The sequence below is a fragment of the Streptomyces sp. NPDC040622 genome (assembly GCF_055593965.1).
Genome location: NZ_JBVIXD010000005.1, coordinates 499,937 through 524,756 on the forward strand (window position 1 = coordinate 499,937; position 24,820 = coordinate 524,756).

General features: G+C 71.8%; 19 protein-coding genes. 10 read left to right on the forward strand and 9 right to left on the reverse strand.

The genetic code is table 11. From position 1 onward, the window contains the following. The first annotated feature begins 77 nt into the window (after positions 1–77). Both ACZ592_RS16920 and ACZ592_RS16925 read left to right on the forward strand, forming a co-directional pair. Positions 78–3,983 carry a GH92 family glycosyl hydrolase gene (locus tag ACZ592_RS16920; RefSeq protein WP_471582309.1) on the forward strand — a complete coding sequence of 1,302 codons (3,906 nt, stop codon included), beginning with the start codon at positions 78–80 and terminating at the stop codon, positions 3,981–3,983. 375 nt (positions 3,984–4,358) lie between these two features. Beyond that, complete coding sequence (locus ACZ592_RS16925; protein ID WP_471582310.1) at positions 4,359–4,940, forward strand: TMEM165/GDT1 family protein; 582 nt, start codon at positions 4,359–4,361, stop codon at positions 4,938–4,940. A 15-nt stretch (positions 4,941–4,955) separates the two neighbouring features. Here the strand turns inward: ACZ592_RS16925 and ACZ592_RS16930 are convergent, their stop codons facing one another. Beyond that, positions 4,956–5,411, reverse strand: a complete 456-nt coding sequence (locus tag ACZ592_RS16930; protein WP_471582311.1) for a hypothetical protein — start codon at positions 5,409–5,411, stop codon at positions 4,956–4,958. Between the two features lie 32 nt (positions 5,412–5,443). After that, positions 5,444–6,610 carry a S1 family peptidase gene (locus ACZ592_RS16935; protein WP_471582312.1) on the reverse strand — a complete coding sequence of 389 codons (1,167 nt, stop codon included), beginning with the start codon at positions 6,608–6,610 and terminating at the stop codon, positions 5,444–5,446. A 586-nt stretch (positions 6,611–7,196) separates the two neighbouring features. Here ACZ592_RS16935 and ACZ592_RS16940 point away from each other — a divergent pair. The 3 genes from ACZ592_RS16940 (at position 7,197) to ACZ592_RS16950 (ending at position 10,958) form a co-directional block, all read left to right on the forward strand. Beyond that, complete coding sequence (locus ACZ592_RS16940; RefSeq protein ID WP_471582313.1) at positions 7,197–8,873, forward strand: FAD-binding oxidoreductase; 1,677 nt, start codon at positions 7,197–7,199, stop codon at positions 8,871–8,873. 181 nt (positions 8,874–9,054) lie between these two features. Beyond that, positions 9,055–10,401: an MFS transporter gene (locus tag ACZ592_RS16945; protein WP_471582314.1), complete on the forward strand. Its 1,347-nt coding sequence runs from the start codon at positions 9,055–9,057 to the stop codon at positions 10,399–10,401. Between the two features lie 158 nt (positions 10,402–10,559). After that, the gene (locus ACZ592_RS16950; protein WP_471582315.1) at positions 10,560–10,958 is read left to right on the forward strand and encodes a VOC family protein; all 399 of its coding nucleotides are present in this window, start codon (positions 10,560–10,562) and stop codon (positions 10,956–10,958) included. Positions 10,959–10,999: 41 nt separating this feature from the next. Here the strand turns inward: ACZ592_RS16950 and ACZ592_RS16955 are convergent, their stop codons facing one another. Continuing rightward, the gene (locus tag ACZ592_RS16955; RefSeq protein WP_471582316.1) at positions 11,000–11,635 is read right to left on the reverse strand and encodes a MerR family DNA-binding transcriptional regulator; all 636 of its coding nucleotides are present in this window, start codon (positions 11,633–11,635) and stop codon (positions 11,000–11,002) included. Positions 11,636–11,726: 91 nt separating this feature from the next. Here ACZ592_RS16955 and ACZ592_RS16960 point away from each other — a divergent pair, with 91 nt between their 5' ends. After that, entirely contained in the window at positions 11,727–13,028 is a 1,302-nt protein-coding gene (locus ACZ592_RS16960) for a flavin-containing monooxygenase (RefSeq protein WP_471582317.1), read from the forward strand. Positions 13,029–13,120: 92 nt separating this feature from the next. Here ACZ592_RS16960 and acnA read toward each other — a convergent pair whose 3' ends face one another. From acnA to ACZ592_RS16975, 3 genes are all read right to left on the reverse strand, one after another. Then, positions 13,121–15,835 carry an aconitate hydratase AcnA gene (acnA, locus tag ACZ592_RS16965; protein ID WP_471582318.1) on the reverse strand — a complete coding sequence of 905 codons (2,715 nt, stop codon included), beginning with the start codon at positions 15,833–15,835 and terminating at the stop codon, positions 13,121–13,123. A 230-nt stretch (positions 15,836–16,065) separates the two neighbouring features. Continuing rightward, positions 16,066–16,779 (reverse strand): formylglycine-generating enzyme family protein, encoded by a 714-nt coding sequence (locus ACZ592_RS16970; RefSeq protein WP_471582319.1) that lies wholly within the window; start codon positions 16,777–16,779, stop codon positions 16,066–16,068. 58 nt (positions 16,780–16,837) lie between these two features. Further along, positions 16,838–17,647, reverse strand: a complete 810-nt coding sequence (locus ACZ592_RS16975) for a class I SAM-dependent methyltransferase (protein WP_471582320.1) — start codon at positions 17,645–17,647, stop codon at positions 16,838–16,840. 108 nt (positions 17,648–17,755) lie between these two features. On the opposite strand from ACZ592_RS16975, the gene ACZ592_RS16980 reads away from it, so the two are divergent. Then, positions 17,756–18,385: a TetR/AcrR family transcriptional regulator gene (locus tag ACZ592_RS16980; RefSeq protein ID WP_471582321.1), complete on the forward strand. Its 630-nt coding sequence runs from the start codon at positions 17,756–17,758 to the stop codon at positions 18,383–18,385. Here the strand turns inward: ACZ592_RS16980 and ACZ592_RS16985 are convergent. Together ACZ592_RS16985 and ACZ592_RS16990 are read right to left on the reverse strand one after the other, a co-directional pair. Continuing rightward, a complete protein-coding gene (locus ACZ592_RS16985; RefSeq protein ID WP_471582322.1) occupies positions 18,373–18,552 on the reverse strand; it encodes a hypothetical protein in 180 nt (59 codons plus the stop codon). The two genes, ACZ592_RS16980 and ACZ592_RS16985, sit on opposite strands and share 13 nt — an antisense overlap. A gap of 215 nt (positions 18,553–18,767) precedes the next feature. Next, a complete protein-coding gene (locus tag ACZ592_RS16990) occupies positions 18,768–19,781 on the reverse strand; it encodes a LacI family DNA-binding transcriptional regulator (RefSeq protein ID WP_471582323.1) in 1,014 nt (337 codons plus the stop codon). A 93-nt stretch (positions 19,782–19,874) separates the two neighbouring features. Here ACZ592_RS16990 and ACZ592_RS16995 point away from each other — a divergent pair, with 93 nt between their 5' ends. Beyond that, the gene (locus ACZ592_RS16995) at positions 19,875–21,773 is read left to right on the forward strand and encodes an amidohydrolase (RefSeq protein WP_471582324.1); all 1,899 of its coding nucleotides are present in this window, start codon (positions 19,875–19,877) and stop codon (positions 21,771–21,773) included. A gap of 102 nt (positions 21,774–21,875) precedes the next feature. Then, positions 21,876–23,405 (forward strand): helix-turn-helix domain-containing protein, encoded by a 1,530-nt coding sequence (locus ACZ592_RS17000; protein ID WP_471582325.1) that lies wholly within the window; start codon positions 21,876–21,878, stop codon positions 23,403–23,405. Between the two features lie 111 nt (positions 23,406–23,516). Here the strand turns inward: ACZ592_RS17000 and ACZ592_RS17005 are convergent, their stop codons facing one another. Continuing rightward, positions 23,517–24,266, reverse strand: coding sequence for a hypothetical protein (locus ACZ592_RS17005; protein ID WP_471582326.1), 750 nt, complete (start codon positions 24,264–24,266; stop codon positions 23,517–23,519). A 300-nt stretch (positions 24,267–24,566) separates the two neighbouring features. Here ACZ592_RS17005 and ACZ592_RS17010 point away from each other — a divergent pair, with 300 nt between their 5' ends. Then, on the forward strand, positions 24,567–24,794 hold the full coding sequence (locus ACZ592_RS17010; protein WP_471582327.1) for a DUF5133 domain-containing protein: 228 nt from the start codon (positions 24,567–24,569) through the stop codon (positions 24,792–24,794). Positions 24,795–24,820: the final 26 nt, after the last annotated feature.

Sequence of the window (24,820 nt, forward strand, 5' to 3'; positions counted from 1 at the left end):
CTCGACACTTGACGCCCTACTAGACCTTGCGCAGCGACCGTGACAACGTTGTCCAACTCGCAGGGAGGGGCTCGGGGATGCCGCACAGGGCACGCAGACCTCGTTACAGACACCACCGTCCGCCCGGTCCACGACCCCGTTCGGCCACGGCCGTCGGGACGCTGGTCCTCGCGCTCGTCGTGGCGGCACAGGGGGCCGCCGTCGCCGGGCCCGAGCGAGGGCCGCGCGCCGAGAAGGAGTTCGCCTCCTCCTTCGAGGCGGGCGAGGCCACGCCCGACTGGCTGAACACCGTCGAGACCGGCCCCGACGGCAAGAAGAAGGCGTCCGGCGTCAACGGCGCGTTCAGCTCCGGGCTGCCCGGCAGCGTGAACGACCACGTGACCGAGGTCCGGGCGAGCGGCGAGAACAGCGGCTCCGGCGAGGTCGCGGCGAACCTCGTCGACGGCGAGGCGACGAGCAAGTGGCTGACGTTCGCGAAGGACGGCTGGGCCGAGTTCGACCTCGACGAGCCCGCCAAGGTCGTGACGTACGCGCTCACCTCGGCCAACGACCACGCCGAGCGCGACCCGAAGGACTGGACCCTCAAGGGCTCCACCGACGGCAAGGACTGGAAGGTCCTCGACGAGCGCGAGGGCGAGACGTTCGACGGCCGCCACAAGACGAAGAAGTACGACATCGAGAACGCTGACGGCACCACGGCCTACGCGCACTACCGCCTGGACGTCACCGCGAACAACGGCGCCGACGACGCCCTCCAGCTCGCCGACGTGCAGCTGTCGGTGGGCGGCGCGGACGCCCCCGCGCCCGAGGACATGCTGAGCCTGGTGGACCGCGGTCCCAGCGGCTCCCCCACCGCCAAGTCCCGCGCCGGGTTCACCGGCAAGCACGCCCTGCGCTACGCGGGCAGCCACCAGGCGGACGGGCGCGGCTACTCGTACAACAAGGTCTTCGACGTCGACGTCGAGGTGGCACGGAACACCGAGCTCGGTTACCGCGTCTTCCCCTCGATGGCCGAGGGCGACCTCGACTACGCGGCGACGAACGTCGCCGTGGACCTCGCCTTCACCGACGGCACCTACCTCAGCGACCTGAAGGCCGTCGACCAGCACGGCTTCCCGCTGAACCCGCAGGGCCAGGGCGCGTCCAAGGCGCTGTACGTGAACCAGTGGAACGACGTCGCCTCCCGCGTCGGCCAGGTCGCCGCGGGCAAGACGGTCGACCGGATCCTGCTGGCGTACGACTCCCCCAAGGGCCCGGCGAAGTTCCGCGGCTGGCTCGACGACGTGTCGCTGAAGGAGAAGGCCCCGGCGAAGCCGAAGGCGCACCCCTCCGACTACGCCGACACCACCCGCGGCACCAACTCCAGCGGCGGCTTCTCGCGCGGCAACACCTTCCCGGCCACGGCCGTCCCGCACGGCTTCAACTTCTGGACGCCGGTGACCAACGCGGGCTCCCTGAGCTGGCTGTACGACTACGCGCGCGGCAACAACGAGGACAACCTGCCGACCATCCAGGCGTTCAGCGCCAGCCACGAGCCGAGCCCGTGGATGGGTGACCGTCAGACGTTCCAGATGATGCCGTCGGTCGACAAGGACACCCCGTCCGCGTCCCGCACCAAGCGCGCGCTGCCCTTCAAGCACGAGAAGGAGACGGCGCGCCCGCACTACTACGGCGTGACGTTCGAGAACGGCCTGAAGGCCGAGATGACGCCGACCGACCACGCCGCGATGATGCGGTTCACCTATCCCGGTGACGACGCGAGCGTGATCTTCGACAACGTCTCCGAGAAGGGCGGTCTGACCCTCGACGAGGACAAGGGCGTCGTGACCGGCTTCTCGGACGTGAAGTCGGGCCTGTCCACGGGGGCCACGCGCCTGTTCGTCTACGGCGTCTTCGACTCCCCCGTGACCGCGGGCGGCAAGCTGGAGGGCGGTGGCGGCGGTGACGTGACCGGCTACCTCCGCTTCAAGCCCGGCAAGGACCGCACGGTCAACCTGCGCCTGGCCACCTCGCTGATCAGCCAGGACCAGGCGAAGGCCAACCTCGGCCAGGAGATCCCGTCCGGCTCGTCCTTCGAGCGCGTCAAGAACCGCGCCCAGAAGCAGTGGGACGACATCCTCGGCAAGGTGGAGGTCGAGGGCGCGAGCGAGGGCCAGCGCACGTCCCTCTACTCCAGCCTGTACCGCCTCTACCTGTACCCCAACTCGGGCTTCGAGAAGGTCGGCGGTCAGAACGGGAAGCCGACGTACAAGTACGCCTCGCCCTTCTCGCCGCAGACGGGCCCGGACACCCCGACCCACACCGGCGCGAAGATCGTCGAGGGCAAGCCGTACGTCAACAACGGCTTCTGGGACACGTATCGCACGACGTGGCCCGCCTACTCGCTGCTCACGCCGAAGAAGGCGGGCGAGCTGGTCGACGGCTTCGTGCAGCAGTACAAGGACGGCGGCTGGACCTCGCGCTGGTCCTCGCCCGGCTACGCGGACCTGATGACGGGCACCTCCTCGGACGTCGCGTTCGCCGACGCGTACGTCAAGGGCGTGAAGTTCGACGCCGAGGACGCCTACGACGCGGCGGTGAAGAACGCGACGGTGGTGCCGCCGAGTTCGGGCGTCGGCCGCAAGGGCATGAAGACCTCGCCGTTCCTCGGCTACACCAGCAGCGAGACCCACGAGGGCCTGTCGTGGGCGCTGGAGGGCTACCTCAACGACTACGGCATCTCCCGCATGGGCGAGGCCCTCTACAAGAAGACGGGCAAGAAGCGCTACAAGGAGGAGTCGGAGTACTTCCTCAACCGCGCCCGTGACTACGTGAACCTCTTCGACGGCAAGGCGGCGGGGGCGGGCACCGACCCCGGCTTCTTCCAGGGCAAGGACGCCAAGGGCGGCTGGCGGGTGCCCTCGGAGAAGTTCGACCCGCGCGTGTGGGGCCACGACTACACCGAGACCAACGCCTGGGGCTACGCCTTCACCGCCCCGCAGGACTCGCGCGGCCTCGCCAACCTCTACGGCGGGCGCAAGGGCCTCGGCGACAAGCTCGACACGTACTTCTCGACCCCCGAGACCGGCTCCGCCGAGTTCGCGGGCTCCTACGGAGGCGTCATCCACGAGATGACAGAGGCCCGGGACGTCCGCATGGGCATGTACGGCCACTCGAACCAGGTCGCCCACCACGCCGCCTACATGTACGACGCGGCCGGGCAGCCCTGGAAGACGCAGGAGAAGGTCCGCGAGGTCCTCTCCCGCCTCTACACGGGCAGCGAGATCGGCCAGGGCTACCACGGCGACGAGGACAACGGCGAGCAGTCCGGCTGGTACCTCTTCTCCTCGCTCGGCTTCTACCCGCTGGTGATGGGCAGCGGGGAGTACGCGATCGGCTCGCCCCAGTTCACCAAGATGACCGTCCACCTGGACAACGGCCGCGACCTGGTCGTCAAGGCGCCCAAGAACAGCGCGAAGAACGTGTACGTGCAGGGCCTGAAGGTCAACGGGAAGGCGTGGAAGTCGACCGCGCTCCCGCACGACGTCGTCGCGCGCGGCGGGGTCCTGGAGTTCGACATGGGACCGAAGCCGTCGGCGTGGGGCAGTGGCAAGAACGCCCAGCCGGCGTCGGTCACCAAGGACGACAAGGTTCCCTCGCCCCGCAAGGACGCGACGGTGGGCGACGGCGCGCTGTTCGACGACTCCAGTGCCACGGACGCCACGCCGGACTCCGCGGTGGAGCTGCCGGTCGCCAAGAGGACGAAGGCGCTCCAGTACACGCTGACGTCGTCCACGGACAGGGCGAAGGCGCCGCGCGGCTGGGTCCTTCAGGGCTCCGCGGACGGCAGGAAGTGGAAGGACCTGGACAAACGGTCCCGCGAGACCTTCGCGTGGGACCAGCAGACCCGGGTCTTCACCGTGGCCCGCCCGGGCTCCTACGCGCACTACCGGCTCGTCCCGGACGGTGCGTCGACGCTGGCGGAGGTGGAACTCCTGAGCTGATCCGGGCCCGGCCGGCATGACCAGGGCCGTGCGGTGCCGTGACACGTCCGGCGCCGCACGGCCCTTTCACGTCGTGCGGCCGTCTCATGTCGCTCGCCCTCGCGGCGGACAGGTGACGCCGATCACCTGTTAGGCTGAATGTCAGCGAAGGGGAGTAGTCCCGAAAACCGCTGGTCGACACACTGGACGCCCCAGGGCGCCCCGGCCACCGGGCTTCCGCACGGCGTGCGGGGCGGACGAGACCTTCGGCCAAGGCATGATCCGGCCTGCACTTGTGTGCGGGTCGTTCCGTCGTGCCGGGCCGAGTGGTTCCTCCCGTCGCCTCCTGGGTGCCGTACGAGCCGAGCGGCCCGGCCCCAGCAGAAAGCAAAGGGAATGTCCTTCGACCCCCTGGCGATCCTCACCGCCTTCGGGCTGATCTTCCTCGCGGAACTCCCCGACAAGACCATGTTCGCCTCGCTGGCCATGGGCACCCGGATGCGGCCGCTGTACGTGTGGTTCGGCACGTCCACCGCGTTCCTCGTGCACGTCGGCCTCGCCGTCGGCGCCGGCAGCCTCCTCGGCCTGCTGCCCGACATCGCCGTCAAGCTGGTCTCCGCCGCCCTGTTCGCCTTCGGCGCGTTCGTACTGCTGCGCGGCGGGGACGATGACGACGAGGACGGCGGCGCCAAGACGGTCACCGGCTTCTGGCCCGTCTACACCACGGCGTTCATGGCCGTCTTCATCAGCGAGTGGGGCGACCTCACCCAGATCACCACGGCCAACCTGGCGGCCAGCAACGGCTGGCTGCCGACCGCGATCGGTTCCGCCCTCGCGCTGATGTCGGTCTCCGCCCTCGCACTGCTCGTGGGCCGGTTCATCGCCCAGCGTGTGCCCCTGAAGACCGTCCAGCGCATCGGCGCCGTCTGCATGGCCGGACTCGCCGTCTGGACGCTCATCGAGGCCTTCACGGGCTGACCCGACCACGCGCCCTCACGGGTGCACAGGCTCTGCGCACCCTTCGCGCAGCGCCCCTCCTACGACGTCGGGCACCTGCCCCGCCGCCATCAGCGGGGCCGGGTCCGCGTGCTCGGCCACGGCCCGGTGCGCCGGCAGGAGGGCGTCGCCGCGCTCGGGATCCGCGTCGAGGAGTCGGCGGTGCGGCCACTTGCCGACGCCCGTCCGGCCGACGGCCCGAGGCGAGCGGGCCGTGCGGGTCCTCGGTCGGGGCCGGCCCCGGTCGTGGCGGAAGAGCAGCGCGCCCCGCCGCATGCCCCGGTCCCGCTCGAAGCGGTGGGGCACGTCCGCGAGGGCGTGCGGGAATCGGTCCTGGACACGACGCGGCGCCTGGGCCACCGGTACGACGTGATCATGCAGCCACGCCGCCGCCCGGCCGCGGGTGGGTGCCGCCGGGCAGGACCCCGCAGGGTGCGGGGTCCTGCCGTTCATGGGGAGGGTGTGCGGGGAGTACGGGTGCGGGGTCAGGCGGTGTGCAGGGTCAGCCCGTAGCGCTGGAGGATCTCGTTGACCGGCTGGAACCACGTCTCGCCGCCGCTGCCGCAGTTGCCCCAGCCGCCGGACGTCACGCCCTGGGCCTGGTCGCCGCTGATGAACGAGCCGCCCGAGTCACCGCCCTCGGCGCAGACGCTGGTCTTGGTGAGCTGGTGCACGACGGTGCCGTCCGAGTAGTTGACGGTCTCGTTCTTCGCCAGGAGCCGACCGCAGTGCCACTTCGTCGTGGAACCGGAGCGGCAGATCGAGGAGCCGACCGGCGCCTCCGCCGAGCCTCGCACCAACTGGTCGGGGATGGTGCCCCAGCCCAGCACGACCGGCACGGTCCACCAGCCGTTGCCGACGGACACCCACGCGTAGTCGTTGTCGGGGAACGAGGAGCCCTGGAACGTGCCGATGTCGGAGCCGTCCCAGCCCCGCACCCCCGCGCCCGCCCGGCCGCAGTGCCCGGCCGTGACGAAGCCGCCGTGCACCGAGAAGCCGATGGAACAGCGGACGTTGCCCGTGTAATAGGGGTCGCCGCCGACGGTTCCCGCGGCGAAGGTGCTGGGGCCCTCGGGGACCGTGTCGACGCGGACGGGAGCGGTGGCGCGGGCGCGCCGCAGGAAGGCGGTGACATCGTTGTCGGCACGGTGGCCGTCGACGACCTCGACGACGACGCTGTTCGCCTTGGGGTCGACGCGCCAACTGGCCACGCCCGAGGGCGCCTTGAGCCGGTCGACCCGCTTCTTCGCCGCGTCGAGCTGTGCCGCGCCGCGTTGGACGAGCCGGGCGTCGGCGCCAGCCTCGCGCACGTCGGCGGCGGCCTGCCGTCCGGTCACGGCGACGGTGAGTCTGCCGCTCTCCGCGTCGAACCAGGAGCCGCCGTACGCCGCGCCTGCCGCCTTGCGTGCCGCGCGCTCCGTCGTGACGGCCTCGCGTTCGTCGGCGAGGCGCTCGCGGGCAGCGGCGGAGGTGAGGCCGAGGTCGCGCCGCATCGCGTCCAGGAGGGCCGCGGAGGCGGGGGCCTTCGACTCGCCCTGGGGGGCCGCGGGTGCGGGGGCGGCGGCAGCGGTGGAGGCGAGGCCGGTGCCGGCGCAGGCCGCGGTCAGCAGGAAGGCGGTCAGGCCGACGCGTATGTTCGTCTTGCGTCTCACAAGGGGACCTCTCGTCGTTCCAACAGGGGGGTGGTGGAGCGGAGTTGACTCTCTGAGAGCGCTCTCTGAGTGTGGTCCGGGAGAGCGTATTGAGGCCGCGCGGACAAGTCCAGGGCCGGGGCGGCGCATCTCGGCCGTTCCCCATCGCCGCCGACCCGCGACTCCGCGAGCATGGCCGGAACTCGCTCCGCCTCCGGTCCACCCCTAAGGGGGTCCTTCTCCACCCTGCGGAGCACGGGACCCTTGGCTTCACGGTGGATGCCGCGGGTCACGCCCGGCCCGATGGTGGTGGGGTCAGCACGCCTCACCGGACGGGGGACGATCCATGACGGAGCGGAAGCGTGGGCCCGGGACCGCGGGGGCGGATCGGTGCGCGCCGGAGCGGTCGGCGCCAGAGCAAGCGGTGCCGGAGCGGTCGGCGCGCGAACAGTCGGTGCCCGAGCAGGCTACGCCGGGGCAGGCGGCAGCCGGGGGGACCGTACCGAAGCAAGCAGCATCCGAGCAGACTGTGCCGGACCAGACTGCTCCGGCGCAGACAGCGCCCGAACGGACCGTACCGAAGCGGGCGGCACCCGAGCGGGAAGTCGTGTCGCCCGGAGCGACCCGCAGGCGCGTCCTTGCGGCCGCCGTGGGCACCGCGGCGGCGGGCGGCGCGGCGCTCGCCGCGCCGGGCGCCCCCGCGGCCGCGGCCGCCTCGGCCGAGGGGATCGGAGGGTCGGGCGGGGCCCCAACGACAGCGGCCCCGGCGAGCGCCGCGGCCGAGGCGGCCGAGGGTCCGATCGGTCCCGACGACCCCCGCTACCTCTCCCTCAGCCTCCGCGGCTGCAATCTGCGCTTCGTCGGCAAGCCCGACTACTACCGCCTGGCCCACTCGACCCGTGACGTCGTCGAGGCGGTAGGGCGCGCGGTCCGGGAGGGGAAACGCATCGCCGTACGCAGCGGCGGCCACTGCTTCGAGGACTTCGTCGACAGCCCGGACATCAAGGCCGTCATCGACATGTCACCGATGCGGGAGATCTCCTACGACGCGGGGCGACGGGCCTTCTGCGTCCGGCCCGGCGCCCAACTTGCGGAGGTCTACCGCGAGTTATTCCTCGGCTGGGGCGTGACCATTCCGGCGGGAGCGACGGCCGAGGTCGGCATCGGCGGGCACGTGGTCGGCGGCGGATACGGCGTGATGTCGCGGCGCCACGGCCTGTCCGTGGACCATCTGCACGGCGTCGAGGTCGTCGTCGTGGACGAGGACGGCACCGCCCGCGCCGTCGTCGCCACGCGCGAGCCCGACGATCCGCACCACGACCTGTGGTGGGCGCACACCGGCGGGGGCGGTGGCAACTTCGGGGTCGTGACGCGCTACTGGTTCCGCAGCCCCGACGCCCGGGGCGACGACCCGGCCGAGCTGCTGCCCAAGGCCCCGGCGTCGTTCGTGGCGTTCCGGGCGGGCTGGACCTGGCAGGACCTCGACGCGCGGGGGTTCAAGCGCCTGATGCGCAACTACGGCGAGTGGTACGAGCACAACAGCGCCTCCGACTCGCCGTACGCGGGCCTGTTCAGCGTGCTGATGGTCAACACCACCCCGGCGGCGGGGTCCGGTGCCGTCGTGGCCGGGGTGCTCGACGCGGGCGTGCCCGGCGCGGAGCGGCTCGTGGACGAGTACATCGCCGCCGTCGGGCGCGGGGTGGGCGCGGAGCCCGCGTACCGCAAGCAGCCACTGTCGTGGCTGAACGCGCTGGCCGGCATCCGGGACACCGGCATCACACCGTTCAAGGTCAAGAGCGCCTATCTGCGCCGCAGTTTCACGGACCGTCAGATCGACGTGCTGCACGAGCACCTGCGCCCGGACGACGATCCGGCCAAGCGCATCAGCGGCACGCTGTGGCTCGTCTCGTACGGCGGGGCGTCCCACGACGTCGCGCCCGACGCCACCGCCGTCGCCCAGCGCGACTCGGTCCTCAAGGCCGTCTACATGGCGGGCTGGGACGCGACGCGGCAGGACGGGGCCCGCGAGATCGAGTGGGTGCGGTCGATGTACCGCGACGTGTACGCCGACAGCGGCGGAGTCCCGGTGCCGGGGGACGTCAGCGACGGCGCCTTCATCAACTACCCGGACGCGGACCTCGCCGACCCGGAGCACAACACCTCGGGCGTGCCCTGGTCCACGCTCTACTACAAGGACAACTACCCGCGTCTGCAGCGGATCAAGGCGGTCTACGATCCGCGCGACGTGTTCCGCCACCGGCTGGCCGTCCGGCCGCCGCGGTGATCCCGGCCCCCGGTCAATTCGCGTGCGTGACGCCACCCCGTCCACTACCGTGCCCAGCGTGTCCGTGACCAAGTAACTCCAGGTGCCCCGCCCGCCCCACGCGGGTCCGTGGCACGGAAGCGTCCGTCTTTCTCAGCCCCCGCCGCTCCGCCGGCCCGGGGCCGATCTGGAGTGCCCACTCATGAACACCTTTCCCGTCGGGGCCGCCGCGCGGCGCACGCCCGCACTGGCGCTGCTCTCGCTCCTGCAGTTCCTCATCGCCGTCGACGTCACCGTCGTGAACGTCGCGCTGCCCGCCATCGGCGACCGCTTCGGCGCGGGCCCGGCCGACCTGTCCTGGGTCGTCACGGGCTACACCCTGGTCGGCGGCGGTCTGCTGCTGCTCGGTGGGCGGCTCACCGATCTGCTGGGCAGGCGCCGGATGTTCCTGCTCGGCGCCGCGCTCTTCGCCCTCGCGTCGCTCGCCGCCGGACTCGCGCCAAACCTCCCCACGCTGGTCACCGCCCGCTTCGCGCAGGGCGCGGGCGAGGCGCTGGCCTCCCCCGCCGCCATGTCCCTGATCGCGCTCCTCTTCCCCGCCCCCGAGGAGCGGGCCAGGGCGCTCGGTGTCTGGGGCGCCATCTCCGCGAGCGGTCTCGTCGTCGGCGTGCTGCTGTCCGGCGCGATCGTCCAACTCATGGACTGGCGCTGGATCTTCGGCATCAACGTGCCGATCGTGGCGGTCGTCGTCGCCCTCACTCCCCGCGTCGTACGGGCCGACGGCCCACGCGCGTCGGGGCGCGGGCTCGACCTGTCCGGGGCCGCACTCCTCACCTGCGGCCCGCTCACCCTCGTCTACGGCGCGGTGGACACGGCACCGGCCGCACTGCTCCTCGGAGCGGTGCTCCTCGCCGCCTTCGTCCTCGTCGAATCGCGTACGAGGAGCCCACTCGTCCCGCTCTCCTTCTTCGCCCACCGCACCCGCGCCGTGGCGAACGCGGCGACGGTGCCGCTCAGCGCCGGGCTCTCCACGACGTTCTTCCTGCTCACTCTCTACCTGCAGGAAGTCGTCGAACTCACCCCGTTCCAGGCCGGGTTGGCCTACCTGCCGTTCTGCGCCGCGCTGCTGCTCGCCATCGCGCTGACGTCCCGGCTCATCGGCGTCATCGGCACGAAGCGCACGGCGCTGACCGGTCTGCTGTGCACGGCGGGCGGGCTCGGATGGCTGGCCCGGCTGCCGGACCACGGCCGACTGTGGGTGGACGTAGTGCCGGGGATGCTGACGGTGGCGGCCGGCATGGGCATCGGGCTGCTGGCCCTGCAGAACGCCGCACTCCGTGACGTCACCGAGGACGACGCGGGCACGGCGTCGGGCGTGCAGCGCTCCGTCGACCAGCTAGGCGGTTCGCTGGGTCTCGCGGTCCTGGTGGGTACGGCGGTCGGCGGCTCGAGCCCCCAAGGAGCCGACTTCCGGGCGGCGTTCGGGTGGGCGGCGATCGGCGTGCTGGCCGCCGCGGCGGGCGTACTCCTGGCCCTGCGCGAGAAGTAGCCGCGCCGGGCCCGCCCGGGAGGCTGTCGCGGACATCCGTCGCCGAACACGCTCGACAACGCGATGTCGATGTGTCTAAGATCCACGCCGACATCGCGTGCCGGTCACCGACCGGGTGAGGCATGGAGGTGTCAGGAGATGCCTGCTGGAGGCATTCCTTGTCAGTCGAGCTGAACCACACGATCGTCCACGCCCGGGACAACCGGGAGTCCGCCGAGTTCTTCGCGGACCTCATGGGACTCGAAATCGCCCAGGAATGGGGCCCGTTCATCGCGGTCGCCCTGGGGAACGCGGTCACCCTGGACTTCGCCACCATCCCCGCGGAGTCGATCACCCCGCAGCACTACGCCTTCCTGATCTCCGAGCAGGAGTTCGACGCGGCGTACGAGAAGATCCGGGCCAGGGGCCTGACCCACTGGGCCGATCCGCACAAGAAGCAACCGGGCGAGTTCAACACCAACGACGGCGGCCGGGGCGTGTACTTCCTCGACCCGGCGGGCCACGCGATGGAACTGATCACGGTGCCGTACGGCGGTTGGCCGCAGCCGCAGGCGTAGCCGAACCCCGGCCGGGCATCGGGAGCCGTCCCCGTGAGCTGTCACGCGCGGTGTCGCGCGCGGTAGGCGCGTTGCCGGCAGGCGCGTGAGCAGTACGTACGGGGCCGTCCGCGCGACGACCCCGTGACCGGACCCCGGCAGCCGGGGCAGAGCACCGGACTTTCGTCACACTCGGGGCGGGCCGCCGCGTTTTCGTCACGCGGGGGCCCGCCCCGAGTGCCGCCGCGGGCCGCACGGGCGGCGGTGACGAGGTCGGAGCCCGGGAAGCGGCCGCGCGGGGTGTGCGCGGACAGTTCGGCGTCCAGGACGGGGCAGTCACCCGCGATGTCGTCGTCCGTGCAGTCCAGCGCATGCCGGAGGTACCCACGGGCCGCCTCCAACCGCGCGATCTCCCGCTCCACTTGCGCGAGTTGGGCGTCCACGGCGTGCCGCCAGGCCTCGCGCGTGGCCTTCCCCGACGTGACGACGGCAGCTTGGCCCAGCGGCATCCGCCCGACCACACGGCACAGATAGGCGAGGCCGATGCGGCGCAGGCCGATGTCGTCGTAGAGCCGCTTGCCGCCCGCACGGGCGGGCGGGCCGAGCAGCCCCTGCCGCTCCCACCACCGCACCGCGGACGGCGCGAGCCCGTACAGAGCCGCCGCTTCACCGATGAGGACCGCACTTCGTCCCGCCATGAGCCCAGTTGACATCAAGACGACGTGACGAGGCAAGGTCTCACTTAGGTAAGCCTAAGTAGCTGCGTCCGCGCGGCGGAGGGGTTCAGCCATGGCAGCAGACGAATACGCGGAGACCGTCGTCATCGGCGCCGGACAGCAAGGGTGCGGAGTGGCCGGGGCCCTCCAGGAGCAGGGAAGGGAAGCACTTGTCCTGGAGCGGGGCGAGATCGGCCAGGCCTGGGCCCACGAACGCTGGGACAGCCTGCTCGTGGGCAGCGGCAACCAGTCGGTCCGCTTCCCCGGACAGGACTACGACGGGGACGACCCCTACGGCTGCCCCTCGGGTCCCGAAGTGGCCGACCGCCTGCGCCGTTACGCGGCGGAACGGCAGCTCAGGGTGCGCCCGCACACGACCGTCCGGCGGGTCGAGTGCCCGCCGGACGTCTCCGCCCGCGACGACGTCCGGTTCAGGGCGCACCTGGCCTCCGGCGGCGTGGTCGGATCCCGCAACCTCGTCGCGGCGGTGGGCGGTTACGCCGCTCCCCGCACCCCCGCCCCGGCCGCCGACGTCGACCCGGCCGTCCACCAGCTCCACTCCCGCGACTACCGCAACCCCCGGTCCCTGCCGGACGGCGCCGTCCTGGTGGTCGGCGCGGGCATCAGCGGCCAGCAGATCGCTGACGAGCTGGCGGAGTCCGGGCGGCGCACCTTCCTGTCGGTCGGCCGTCATCGCGCGTGGCCGCGCCACTACCGCGGGCGCGGCGTCCAGGAGTGGCTCCGCCTGCTCCCCGCCCTGTACGAGGAGTTCAGCGCGGCGGGTGGCGACGGCGGACCGGTCCTGCCCGGTCTGCCGGTCACCGCCGTGAACGACAAGAGCGGTGACCTCAACGTCGGCACGCTGGCCGGGAAGGGCGTGACCCTGGTCGGCTCCGTGAGCGCGGCGGACGGCGGCAGGCTCCTGCTCAAGGACAACGTCGTCGCGGTGGCAAAGGAGTCCGCGCGGTCATTCGTGCGGGCCCTCGACGTGATCGACACCGTGGTCCGCGAGCACGGCTTCGCGGCGCCGGAGGAGCACCCGGCGCCCGAGATGCCGCTGGCCGGCGTGCGCTCCTTCGGCGAAACCCTGGACCTGGCGCACCACGGCGTCACCAGCATCGTCTGGTGCACCGGATTCGGCCCGGACTACGGCATCCTGCCGCGCCACGTCCTCGACGGGAACGGCGCCCCGCTCCAGCGCAGGGGCCTCATCGGCGCCCTCCCCGGCCTGTACTACGCGGGGCTCCCGGACGGGAACTCGCTCGCTCCCGTGGGCATCGAGGGGAACGTGGCGAACGGCAGGTTCATCGCCCGCCTGATCCAGGTCGACCACATGATGCGCTCCGGTTCACCGGCGGCCCTCGTCACCGCGTGACGCGGTGACGCGGTGACGCACGGGCAAGCGAGAGGGCCGTACCCCCCGGTCGACGCCGGGGGGTACGGCCCTCAACTACGCTTCCTGACCGCTTACTTGCGGATCAGGCTGCGCAGCACGTACTGCATGATGCCGCCGTTGCGGTAGTAGTCCGCCTCGCCGGGGGTGTCGATGCGGACGACCGCGTCGAACTCCACGCCGGTGTCGGTGGTGACCTTCACCGTGCGGGGGGTCGTGCCGTTGTTCAGCTCGGTCACGCCGGCGAAGGAGAAGGTCTCCTCGCCGGTCAGGCCGAGGGAGTCGGCGGACTGGCCCTCGGGGAACTGCAGCGGCAGGACACCCATGCCGATGAGGTTCGAGCGGTGGATGCGCTCGTACGACTCGGTGATGACGGCCTTGACGCCGAGCAGCGCGGTGCCCTTGGCGGCCCAGTCGCGGGACGAGCCGGAGCCGTACTCCTTGCCGCCCAGGATGACGAGCGGGGTGCCCTGCTCGATGTAGTTGCGCGAGGCGTCGTAGATGAACGACACCGGTCCGTCGGCCTGGGTGAAGTCGCGCGTGAAGCCGCCCTCGGTGCCCGGCGCGAGCTGGTTGCGCAGGCGGATGTTCGCGAACGTGCCGCGGATCATGACCTCGTGGTTGCCGCGGCGCGAGCCGTACGAGTTGAAGTCGCGGCGCTGCACGCCGTGCTCCGTCAGGTACTTGCCGGCCGGGGTGTCGGCCTTGATCGCACCGGCCGGGGAGATGTGGTCGGTGGTGACCGAGTCACCCAGCTTGGCCAGGACGCGGGCGCCCGTGATGTCGGAGACCGGGGTGGTCTCCATCGTCATGCCCTCGAAGTAGGGGGGCTTGCGGACGTACGTCGACTCGGTGTCCCACTCGAAGGTGTTGCCGGTCGGGATCGAGAGCGACTGCCACTGGGCGTCGCCCGCGAAGACGTCCTGGTAGGACTTGTTGAACATGTCCTCGCCGATGGAGTTGGCGACGACGTCGTTGACCTCGGCCTCGGAGGGCCAGATGTCCTTGAGGTAGACCGGGTTGCCGTCCTGGTCCGCGCCGAGCGCCTCGGTCGTGATGTCGACCTTCATCGAACCCGCGATGGCGTACGCGACGACCAGCGGCGGGGACGCCAGGTAGTTCATCTTGACGTCGGGGTTGATGCGGCCCTCGAAGTTGCGGTTGCCCGAGAGCACCGACGTCACGGCCAGGTCGTGGTCGTTGACGGCCTTGGAGACCTCCTCGGGCAGCGGGCCCGAGTTGCCGATGCAGGTGGTGCAGCCGTAGCCGACGAGGTTGAAGCCGACCTTGTCGAGGTACGGCGTCAGACCGGCCTTGTCGAAGTAGTCGGTGACGACCTTCGAGCCCGGCGCGAGGGTGGTCTTGACCCACGGCTTGCGGGTCAGGCCCTTCTCGACGGCCTTCTTCGCGACGAGCGCGGCGGCGACCATCACGTAGGGGTTCGAGGTGTTGGTGCAGGAGGTGATGGCCGCGACCGTCACCGCACCGTGGTCGATCTCGTAGGTCGAGCCGTCGGGGGCCGTGACCGTGGTCGGGCGCGACGGGACACCGTTGCTGGTGGCCGGGGCGTCGGAGGCCGGGAAGGACTCCTCGCCGGCCTCGTCCGCGGTGTCGACGTAGTTGCGCACGTCGAGGGCGAACTGCTGCGCGGCGTTGGCGAGGACGATGCGGTCCTGCGGGCGCTTGGGACCGGCGATCGAGGGGACGACCGTGGAGAGGTCGAGCTCCAGCTTCTCGGAGAAGTCGGGCTCGGCGGCCGGGTCGAGCCAGAGGCCCTGCTCCTTGGCGTACGCCTCGACGAGCGCGACCTGCTGCTCGTCACGGCCGGTCAGGCGCAGGTACTTCAGCGTCTCGTCGTCGATCGGGAAGATCGCGGCGGTCGAGCCGAACTCGGGCGACATGTTGCCGATGGTGGCGCGGTTGGCGAGGCTCGTGGCGGCCACACCCTCGCCGTAGAACTCGACGAACTTGCCGACGACGCCGTGCTTGCGCAGCATCTCGGTGATCGTGAGCACCAGGTCGGTGGCGGTGGTGCCGGCGGGCAGCTCACCGGTCAGCTTGAAGCCGACGACGCGCGGGATGAGCATGGAGACCGGCTGGCCGAGCATCGCGGCCTCGGCCTCGATGCCGCCGACGCCCCAGCCCAGCACGCCCAGGCCGTTGACCATCGTGGTGTGCGAGTCGGTGCCGACCAGGGTGTCGGGGTAGGCCTGGCCGCCCCGGACCATGACCGTACGGGCCAGCTTCTCGATGTTGACCTGGTGCACGATGCCGGTGCCCGGGGGGACGACCTTGAAGTCGTCGAAGGCGGTCTGGCCCCAGCGCAGGAACTGGTAGCGCTCCTTGTTGCGGCCGTACTCCAGCTCGACGTTCTGGCCGAACGCGTCGGCGGTGCCGAACTTGTCGGCGATGACGGAGTGGTCGATGACCAGCTCGGCCGGGGAGAGCGGGTTGACCTTGTCCGCGTCGCCGCCGAGCTCCTTGACGGCCTCACGCATGGTGGCGAGGTCGACGACACAGGGCACGCCGGTGAAGTCCTGCATGATCACGCGGGCCGGCGTGAACTGGATCTCCTGCGAGGGCTGGGCCTGGGAGTCCCAGCCGCCGATCGCACGGATGTGGTCGGCGGTGATGTTCGCGCCGTCCTCGGTACGGAGCAGGTTCTCAAGGAGGACCTTCAGGCTATAAGGGAGCCGTGCGGAGCCCTCGACCTTGTCCAGCTTGAAGATCTCGTACGACTCGTCGCCCACGCGCAGCGTGCTGCGGGCGTCGAAGCTGTTCGCCGACACGACAGTCTCCTTCATTTTTATGCGCGTTCCGTCACATCCTGCCGCCACGACTCCTCGTCGATCCGCTAAGGTAAGGCTTAGTTAGGTAACCCTTACCGAGTGGCGGCTTCTGGTGCGCCTCGGCAGATATCTCGATGTCGAGATAACTCTAGTACATCACCCGCGGGTACGACGAGGCGCGCCCGCCTGCCCGCACCGGGCCGCGTACCCCCAGGGGGCCGGTCCACGACTCAGCGTGCGACGGAGCGCGCCACGCGGAAGCCGACGTCGTCGACCCGATAGCTCGGGTGGCTGCGCCGCCGGGCCGAGGCGCGGCAGCTCCAGTGCTCGTCGAACCAGCCGCCGCCGCGCAGCACCCGGTACCCGCCGTAGACCTCGGCGTCGTAGACGTCCCAGCACCAGTCCCAGACGTTGCCGAGCATGTCGTGCAGGCCCCACGCGTTGGGCCGCCTGCCGCCCACCTCGTGGAGGCGCTCCCCCGAGTTGCCCCGGTACCAGGCGATCTCCTCCAGCGGGCCGTAGTGCGGGCCCGTCGTGCCGGCGCGGCAGGCGTGCTCCCACTCGGCCTCGGTCGGCAGCCGGTATCCGTCGGCCGACGTGTCCCATGCGATGTCATCGGCCGCCGCGATGCCGTCGGCCGCGTCCTCGTGCCCGGCGGGCAGACGGTAGACGGGGTCGTGTCCGTCACGCAGGGACAACGCGTTGCAGAAGCGGACCGCGTCCCACCAGGAGACGCCCTCCACCGGCAGCCGCTCCCCCTCGACCCCCTGCGCGGCACCGGGCCGCTCCCCGGTGACCTCCGCGTACAGCCCCCGGGTGACGGGGAAGACCGAGAGCCGGTACGGCGCGACCTCGACCTGCCAGCTGCGCCGGGTGCGCCGGTCCGACAGCGTGACGGGGCCCGGCGGGACGGCGGTCATCTCTGGTCCTGCGCTCGCGCTCATGGGCAGGTGATCCTAGCCAGGGCCGCCGGTCGGGCCCCGCCCCGGCCGGGCCTCTCGGTCAGTCGGCCGCCGCGCGTTCCGCGGCGACCGCCACCGTGGCGTACTTCATGGTGAAGGTGCCGCCCAGCGCGTCGATGGCCGCGCCGACGGCGTCGAGCACCGGGGCCCGCTCGGCCGGCGCGAGCCGCGTGAGGGTGCCCTGGGTCGGCAGCTGGTCCAGCCACGCGTCGCGCGTGTACGTCGTCTCCCAGTCGACGCGCCACTCCTCGGGCGGGCCGAACCCACCCGCCCGCCGCACGCCGTCGGCGGTCCTTTCGAGCATCGGCCCGTATCCCTCGCGGGCCGGCCGCGGCGCCGCCGTCACGTCGAACGGCACGTCGGGCGCGACCTTCCGGTACGCCCCGGCGAACGCCCGCGCCACGGCGGGCGGCGGCTCGGGCACGTTCCAGAACACCACGAGGCGGCCGCCCGGCCGCAGTACCCGCGCCGCCCTGGCCGCGCCCGCGACCGGGTCGACCCAGTGCCAGGCCTGGCCCGCGACCACCGCGTCGAACTCCCGGCCCGCCGGGTCCCAGTCCTCGAACGTCGCCACGTCCACCTCGGTGCCCAGGTGCCTGGCGAGCTCCGCCATCCGCCCGTCGGGCTCGACCCCGAGGACCGCGCAGCCCGCCGCCCCGAGCTGCCGGGCCACGATGCCGGTGCCGCAGCCGACGTCGAGGACGGCGGGGCCGGGGGCGCCCGCGAGGATCCGGTCGACCAGGGTGCCGGGGTAGTGGGGGCGGGTCCGGTCGTAGCGTGGGGCGTCCACGCCGAAGGACTCCGCGAGCAGACGGTGCCGGTGCGGCTCGTTCTCAGAGATAGTGGGCATGCGCCCACTCTGGTGGGCACGCGCCCACTCGTCAACGGAGCGGGCAAAGTTGACGACGTTCGCGACGAGACTTCGTGGCGGGACTTCGTGACGAGAAAGGGACGCAGCATGCCGACAGGGGTGGCCATCCGTGATGTCCGGGAGCAGCTCTTCGACGCCGCCGAGCGCGTGCTGCTCCGCGCCGGCCCGAACGCGCTGACCAGCCGCGCCGTCACCACGGAGGCGGGGTGCGCCAAGGGCGTGCTGCACCGGCACTTCGCCGACTTCGACGCGTTCCTCGCCGAGCTCGTGCGCGACCGCATCGCGCGGGTGGGTGCCCAGGGGGCGGCGCTGCGCGGGGCCGCGGGGAGCGGCTCGGTCGTCGACCACCTCACCGGGGCGCTGACGGAGCTCTTCGGGCCGCTGGCCGTGGCGGTCCTCGGGCTCATCACCTCGCGCGACGCCCTGCGCACCCGGCTGCGGGCGACCACGCCGGTCGGCGTCCCCCTGCTGACCGAGGCCGGGACGATGCTCTCCGGCTACCTCGCCGCGGAACGCACCTCGGGCCGCCTCGCTTCGAACACCGACGTCGACACCCTCGCCCTGACCCTGATCGGCAGCGGTCACCTGCTGTTCGCGGACCGGGAGGGCGCCCGGCCCGACGCCGACGCGGTCCGCAAGGTCGTGACGTCGGTGGTGGGAGGTGCGGTGGCGCCGGGGGGCGGGGGGTCTTGGGGGGAGAGGGCTCAGGAGGGGTGAAGGGCTTCGCGGCCGACGGGAGCGAGGCCCTGCCAGGAGGCCGGCGGGAGCAGCGTCATGTCCAGCGCGCGCAGCCTCACCGGGTCGGCGGTCACCTCGTACGCCGTCACCCGCTCGCCCTCCACGGTGAGGAGCAGCGCGAGGCGAAGGCGTCCGCGCGGTGCCACGATCAGGCCCACCGCGCCGTCGAGGAGGACGGCCTCCGCTCAGCGGGCGTGGCGCCGCGGGAGCACCGTCTCCTCCGCGACTCCGCGACGGCCCACGCGCCGCGCATCTCCGTGGGCCGGCCCGGTGGGACGGCGCCCGGCCCTGCGGACGACGTCCGGCCTGCGGTGGGCGTCCCCGCCGCGTACTACCGGGGCCGTGCGCGCGGATCCGCCGTTCACGGCGCCTGCCCCGCCGCGGGGTGACCTCCCGACGACCCCCTGACCTGGAGCGTGGCGGGGACGACGACCGGACCGGGGGGAGGCGGGGTGCCGCTTTCGATGCGGGTGATGAGAGCCGTGACGGCCGCTCGGGCCGTGCGGTCCGGGTCGAGGGTCACCGTGGTCACCGGCGGTGTCGTCGTCGCGTAGCCGGGGTCCTCGCTCGCGCATGCCACGCGCAGGTCGTCGGGGACGCGCAGGCCGTGCCGGGCCGCCGCGGCGAGGAGCTGGTGGCCGCCCGGGTCGTAGGCGGCGTAGACGGCGTCGATGGGTTCCTCGCCGCTCAACAGGGCGTCGAACGCGTGGCCTTGGGCGTCGTCCGCGTCGAAGGGCACGACCAGCGGGGCCGCTCCGCGCTCCGCGCTCCACTGTGCGTAGGCGGCCGTCACGGCACGGGCGTAGTGCTCGTCGCCGTTGCCGGACTGCAGGGCGATCCGGCGGGCGCCGACGGCCGCGAGGTGGTCGAGGACCGTGCGGGTGGTCGCGTCGTGGTCGTTGTCGACCCAGTGATCGCCGGGGTGCGGGTCGCCGGGAACGCCGTCGAAGACGAGCGGGATGCCGCGGGCGCGCAGGGCGCGGACCACGGGGTCGCCGCGCGGGCTGTCCATGATCAGCATGCCGTCGACGGCGAGGCGGTGCCAGGAGTCGTCGGCGGCGCGGTCGGCGGGCAGCGTGATGAGGGCGTAGCCGTGGGCGTGGGCGGCGGAGGTGGCCGCGGTGACGGCGCGGGAGAAGTAGGCGATCTCCGTGTAGTTCCAGGCGCCGGGGAACGTGGTGACCGCGATGCCGAGCGTGCGGCTGCGCGGCGGCCCCGGGGTGCCGTAGCCGAGGCGCGTCGCGGTCTCGCGGACTCGGCGGCGGGTGGCGTCGCCGACCCTGCCGGTGCCGTTGAGGGCGTGCGAGACCGTCGCCGTCGAGACCTCCGCGGCGCGGGCTATGTCGGCGAGAGTCGGCCCTGGCACGCGGGTCATCGTACGGAATCCGTCGCCGGGGGCGGGTTCTGGTTAACGGATTACTCGTCGAGGGTTCCCTCCACTCGCTGTCGTCCACGCGTTGGAGTAGTCGTGTCCCAGTCGTACGTGTCACCGCTCTCCCGGCGCGGCCTGCTGGCCGCCGCAGGGGCCACCGGAGCCGCGGGGGCCGCCGGGCTCATCACGGTGACGGGCCCCGCCGCCGCGTCCTCGCCCCGCGGGTCCGCCGCGCTCGTCGTGCACAACGCCCGTGTCTTCACCGGGACTTCGGACGGCGACCGGCACCGGGCCGTGGCCGTCGGGCGGGACGGGCGGATCCTCGCCGTCGGCTCGGACGCCGCCGTCAGGCGCTTCGTCGGGCGGGACACCGACGTCGTGGACGCCCGTGGCGGCACCGTGATGAGCGGCGTACACGACGGGCACGCCCACCCGATGGACGCCGCGAACCGGTCGCTGCGGCCCTCGCTCGCGGGCGCCGAGCAGAGCGTCGAGGAGCTGCAGAAGACGCTGACCGGGTTCCTCAAGGACTCCGCCGAGCAGGAGCCCGACGGCTGGCTGGTCGTGGAGGACTGGAACCCGGTCGGGCTGCTGCCCCGCGGCACCGCCCCGCACCACTCCATGCTCGACGCCCTGCCGACCCGGCGCCCCGTGGCCCTGCGCGGCGGCGACGGCCACAACCTGTGGGCCAATCAGCGCGCCCTGGACATCGCGAAGATCACCGCGTCCACCCCCGACCCGGTCGGCGGGAAGATCGTCAAGGGGGCGGACGGCAAGCCGACCGGTGTGCTCAAGGACGACGCGCAGCCGCTCGTCTCCCGGCACATCCCCGAGCCCGACGAGACCCGGTTGGCGGATGCCGCGGCGAAGACTCTCGCGGAGGCCGCCGCGTCCGGGATCACCACCTTCATGGAGGCCGTGGTCGGCCGCGCCGAGCTGACGCTCTATCAACGGCTCGCCGAGTCGGGGCGCCTCCCCCAGCGCATCGTGCCCGCCCTGCGCGTCGAGACGGATCTGACGAAGGATCCGGCGGCGGCACTCGCGTACGCGAAGGAGCTGCGCGCGGACTTCAAGGGCGTACGGGGACTGCGCTTCGGCACGGTCAAGGTCTTCCTCGACGGCGTCATCGAGCACCCGGCGCAGACCGCGGCGCTCCTGGAGCCCTACCTCGACGAGGACGGCAGGCCCACCGACCACCGCGGCGACCTGTACGTGTCGGCCGCCGACTACGGCCGGCTGAGCGCCGCCTTCAACGCCGAGGGCTGGCAGATGCACGCCCACGCCATCGGCGACCGCGCCGTGCGCACCTCCCTGGACGGGTACGCGTACGCCCTGCGCAGGACCGGCCGCCGTGATCTCCGCAACACCACGGCCCACCTCCAACTGGTCGACCCCGCCGACCTCCCCCGCTTCGCCGCACTCGGCGTCGTGGCCTGCATGCAGCTCCAGTGGGCGACCCGCAACACCTGGACGATGGACTCCCTGCTGCCCTACATCGGCGCCGCACGCCACCGGTGGCTGTACCCGGCGCGCAGCCTCCGGAGCCGGCGCGCGGCGCTCGCGGGTGGCTCGGACTGGCCGGTCGACCCCCTGCAGGTCTGGAACCAGATACGCACCGCGGTCGACCGCGAGGGCATGGAGGGCGAGGGCGATCTCTATCGCGCCCAGGAAGCCATCAGCCGGACGTCCTCCCTGCTCATGCACACCTTGGGCACCGCGCGTCAACTGCGCTCCGAGCACATGACCGGGACCGTCGAGAGGGGAAAAGCAGCCGATCTCGTGCTGCTCGACCGCGATGTGACGCGGTGTCCGGTGGCTGATATCAGCTCCGCCGAGGTGCGCCTCACGCTCGTCGGAGGCACAGTGGTGCACGACGCACAGTCGTCGGCAGGACGCGCGGCCGCCGCCCGAGTGACGCGGGCGGCGGCGGGGCCCCGGCCCACGGCGTACGCGTCGGTGCACGGAGGACGGCACGCCTCGTGCGGCTGCGGCTGAACCGCCGGGCGGGAAAGGCCCGGAAGGCCCCCCGGACGGCCGATCCCCGGATGGCCTACCCCAGCGCGTACGTCATCTCATATCTGAGATAGCCTGCGACGCATGGCAGACGACTACCTCGTACGCATCGGCAAGCTCATCCGTGACGCCCGGCAGCACCGGGGCTGGACACAGACGCAGCTCGCCGAGGCGCTCAGCACCAGCCAGAGCGCCGTGAACCGCATCGAGCGCGGCAACCAGAACATCAGCCTTGAGATGATCGCCCGGATCGGCGAGGCGCTCGACAGCGAGATCGTGTCGCTCGGCTATGCCGGGCCGATGCACCTGCGGGTGGTCGGCGGCCGCCGGCTCTCCGGCTCCATCGACGTCAAGACGAGCAAGAACGCCTGCGTGGCGCTGCTCTGCGCGTCCCTCCTGAACAAGGGGCGCACGGTGCTGCGCCGCGTCGCCCGCATCGAGGAGGTCTACCGCCTCCTGGAGGTCCTCAACTCCATCGGCGTGCGCACCCGTTGGATCAACGACGGCGTCGACCTGGAGATCGTGCCGCCCGCCGAGCTGGACATGGAGGCCATCGACGCGGAGGCCGCGATCCGGACCCGCTCGATCATCATGTTCCTGGGTCCGCTGCTGCACCGCATGGACCGCTTCAAGCTGCCGTACGCGGGCGGCTGCGACCTGGGCACCCGCACGATCGAGCCACACATGATCGCGCTGCGCCGGTTCGGTCTGGACATCGCGGCGACCGAGGGTCTGTACCACGCCGAGGTCGCACGCGACGTCACCCCCGACCGCCCCATCGTCCTCACCGAGCGCGGGGACACCGTCACCGAGAACGCCCTGCTGGCCGCCGCCCGCAGCGCGGGCACCACGGTGATCCGCAACGCCTCGTCGAACTACATGGTCCAGGACCTGTGCTTCTTCCTGGAGGCGCTGGGCGTCGAGGTCGAGGGCATCGGCACGACGACGCTGACCGTGCACGGCGTCCCCACCATCGACGTCGACGTCGACTACTCCCCCTCCGAGGACCCGGTCGAGGCGATGAGCCTGCTGGCCGCCGCCGTCGTCACGGAGTCGGAGCTGACGGTGCGCCGGGTGCCGATCGAGTTCCTGGAGATCGAGCTCGCCGTCCTGGAGGAGATGGGCCTGGACCACGACCGCACGGCGGAGTACCCCGCCGACAACGGCCGTACGCGCCTGATCGACCTCACCGTCCGGCCCTCCAAGCTGGAGGCGCCGATCGACAAGATCCACCCCATGCCGTTCCCCGGCCTGAACATCGACAACGTCCCCTTCTTCGCGGCCATCGCCGCGGCGGCGCAGGGCAAGACACTCATCCACGACTGGGTGTACGACAACCGCGCGATCTACCTGACCGACCTCAACCGCCTCGGCGGCCGCCTCCAGCTCCTCGACCCGCACCGCGTGCTCGTCGAGGGCCCGACGCGCTGGCGTGCCGCGGAGATGATGTGCCCGCCCGCGCTGCGGCCCGCGGTCGTCGTGCTCCTCGCGATGATGGCGGCGGAGGGCACGTCGGTGCTGCGCAACGTCTACGTGATCAACCGCGGCTACGAGGAACTGGCCGAGCGGCTCAACTCGGTGGGCGCGCAGATCGAGACGTTCCGGGACATCTGATCCGGCCCGTCGCACGGCACGCACCGCGCCCCGCACCCGACGCACCGCGCCCCGCACCCGCCCCGCGTCACCGCGGGGCGGGTGCGCCGCCGCCGTCACCGCCCCGGGACGTCACTGCCCCGAAGCCGCCAGTTCCTTGAGGTCGACCGTCTCGTCCTTGCCCGGTGCCTTCGGGCTCACCGGCTTGTTGTAGTCGGTGAACGTCGCCTCGTTGGGCTTGTCGCCGCCCTTCACCGAGGTGCGCAGGATGTAGGGCTTGCCCTCGGTGGCGACGTACAGCGTGTGCGTCTCGCCGCCGGAGGCCTTCTTCGTCAGGGCGATGGCCTCCTTGCCCTCGATGGACGTCGTGTCGCCCTTCTTCAGGCCCTTGCGCTCCGACTTGTTCTCGTCCATCGACGCGACCAGGCCCTGCTTGTCGCAGAGGCCGGAGGTCGAGGCGTCGTCGGCGGGCATCTTGACCCACTTGTCGGCGACCTTGGAAATCACCTTCTCGGAGCCGGGCTTGTTCTTGAGCGCGTTTTTCCAGTACTGCTCGTCGCCCCGCAGGTACAGCGCCCCCTCGGTGTGCCGGACATCCGCCGAGGAGCCTCCGGTGCCGATGGTCCCCTCGCAGTTCTTCTCCTGGTCGACCGCGACGTCCAGGCTCACCGATTTCCCGTCGGTCTGCTGGAGGTCACCTTTGAGCCGCATCGATTCGGCGCCCTTGGTGGCCGCTACGGCCTTGGCCGCGATCTGATCGGCGGAGTCCTTGGCGAACGGCTTTCCGGATTCGCCTCCCCCGTCGCTGTCGCCGCAACTCGTCAGCAGAGCCGCCGAAAGCACCGTGATCCCGATGAGACCCGAAACCTTGCTCGTGCGCACGTCGCCACCTCTCCACAGAACGCCAGGACGTCCTGATTCCCCACGGCCCCGGTGGCCGCGGTCGTCACCACGTACCCAGCGATTCCCCTCCCTCACGCGGTATCCCCCATTCCGCCTGCAGCGACGGGAAGCACTTTTCTTTCCGGCATGGCATGACGAAAAGGGGGAATGCGCGGCGCGGAAAGGCGCGGTGAATGGGACGTCGAACAGAACGGTGAATGAGATCTCGGAACCGGGGGTAACCGAGGCGACAGACACGTCAGGGCATCGCCCCCACCGCCTCCCCGAGGAGACCGTTCCATGCTGCAGGCGCACCCCACCGTCCTCGCCGATCTGGTCGAGCGCTACGAAACACTGCGCGCGCGGACCACGTCCGGCGCGGTCGACCCCGCACTGCGTCGGCAGCTGGACGACGTCACGTACACGCTGTGCGTGATCACCGGGACCCGTGCCCCGGAGCACGCGCTGGCCGCGGCGCGGCGACGGGACGTCGGGCACACGGCCGGCGCCGGGCTCGCCGTCCACTGACCCGGCACGGCCCCTCGAAGGCGGCT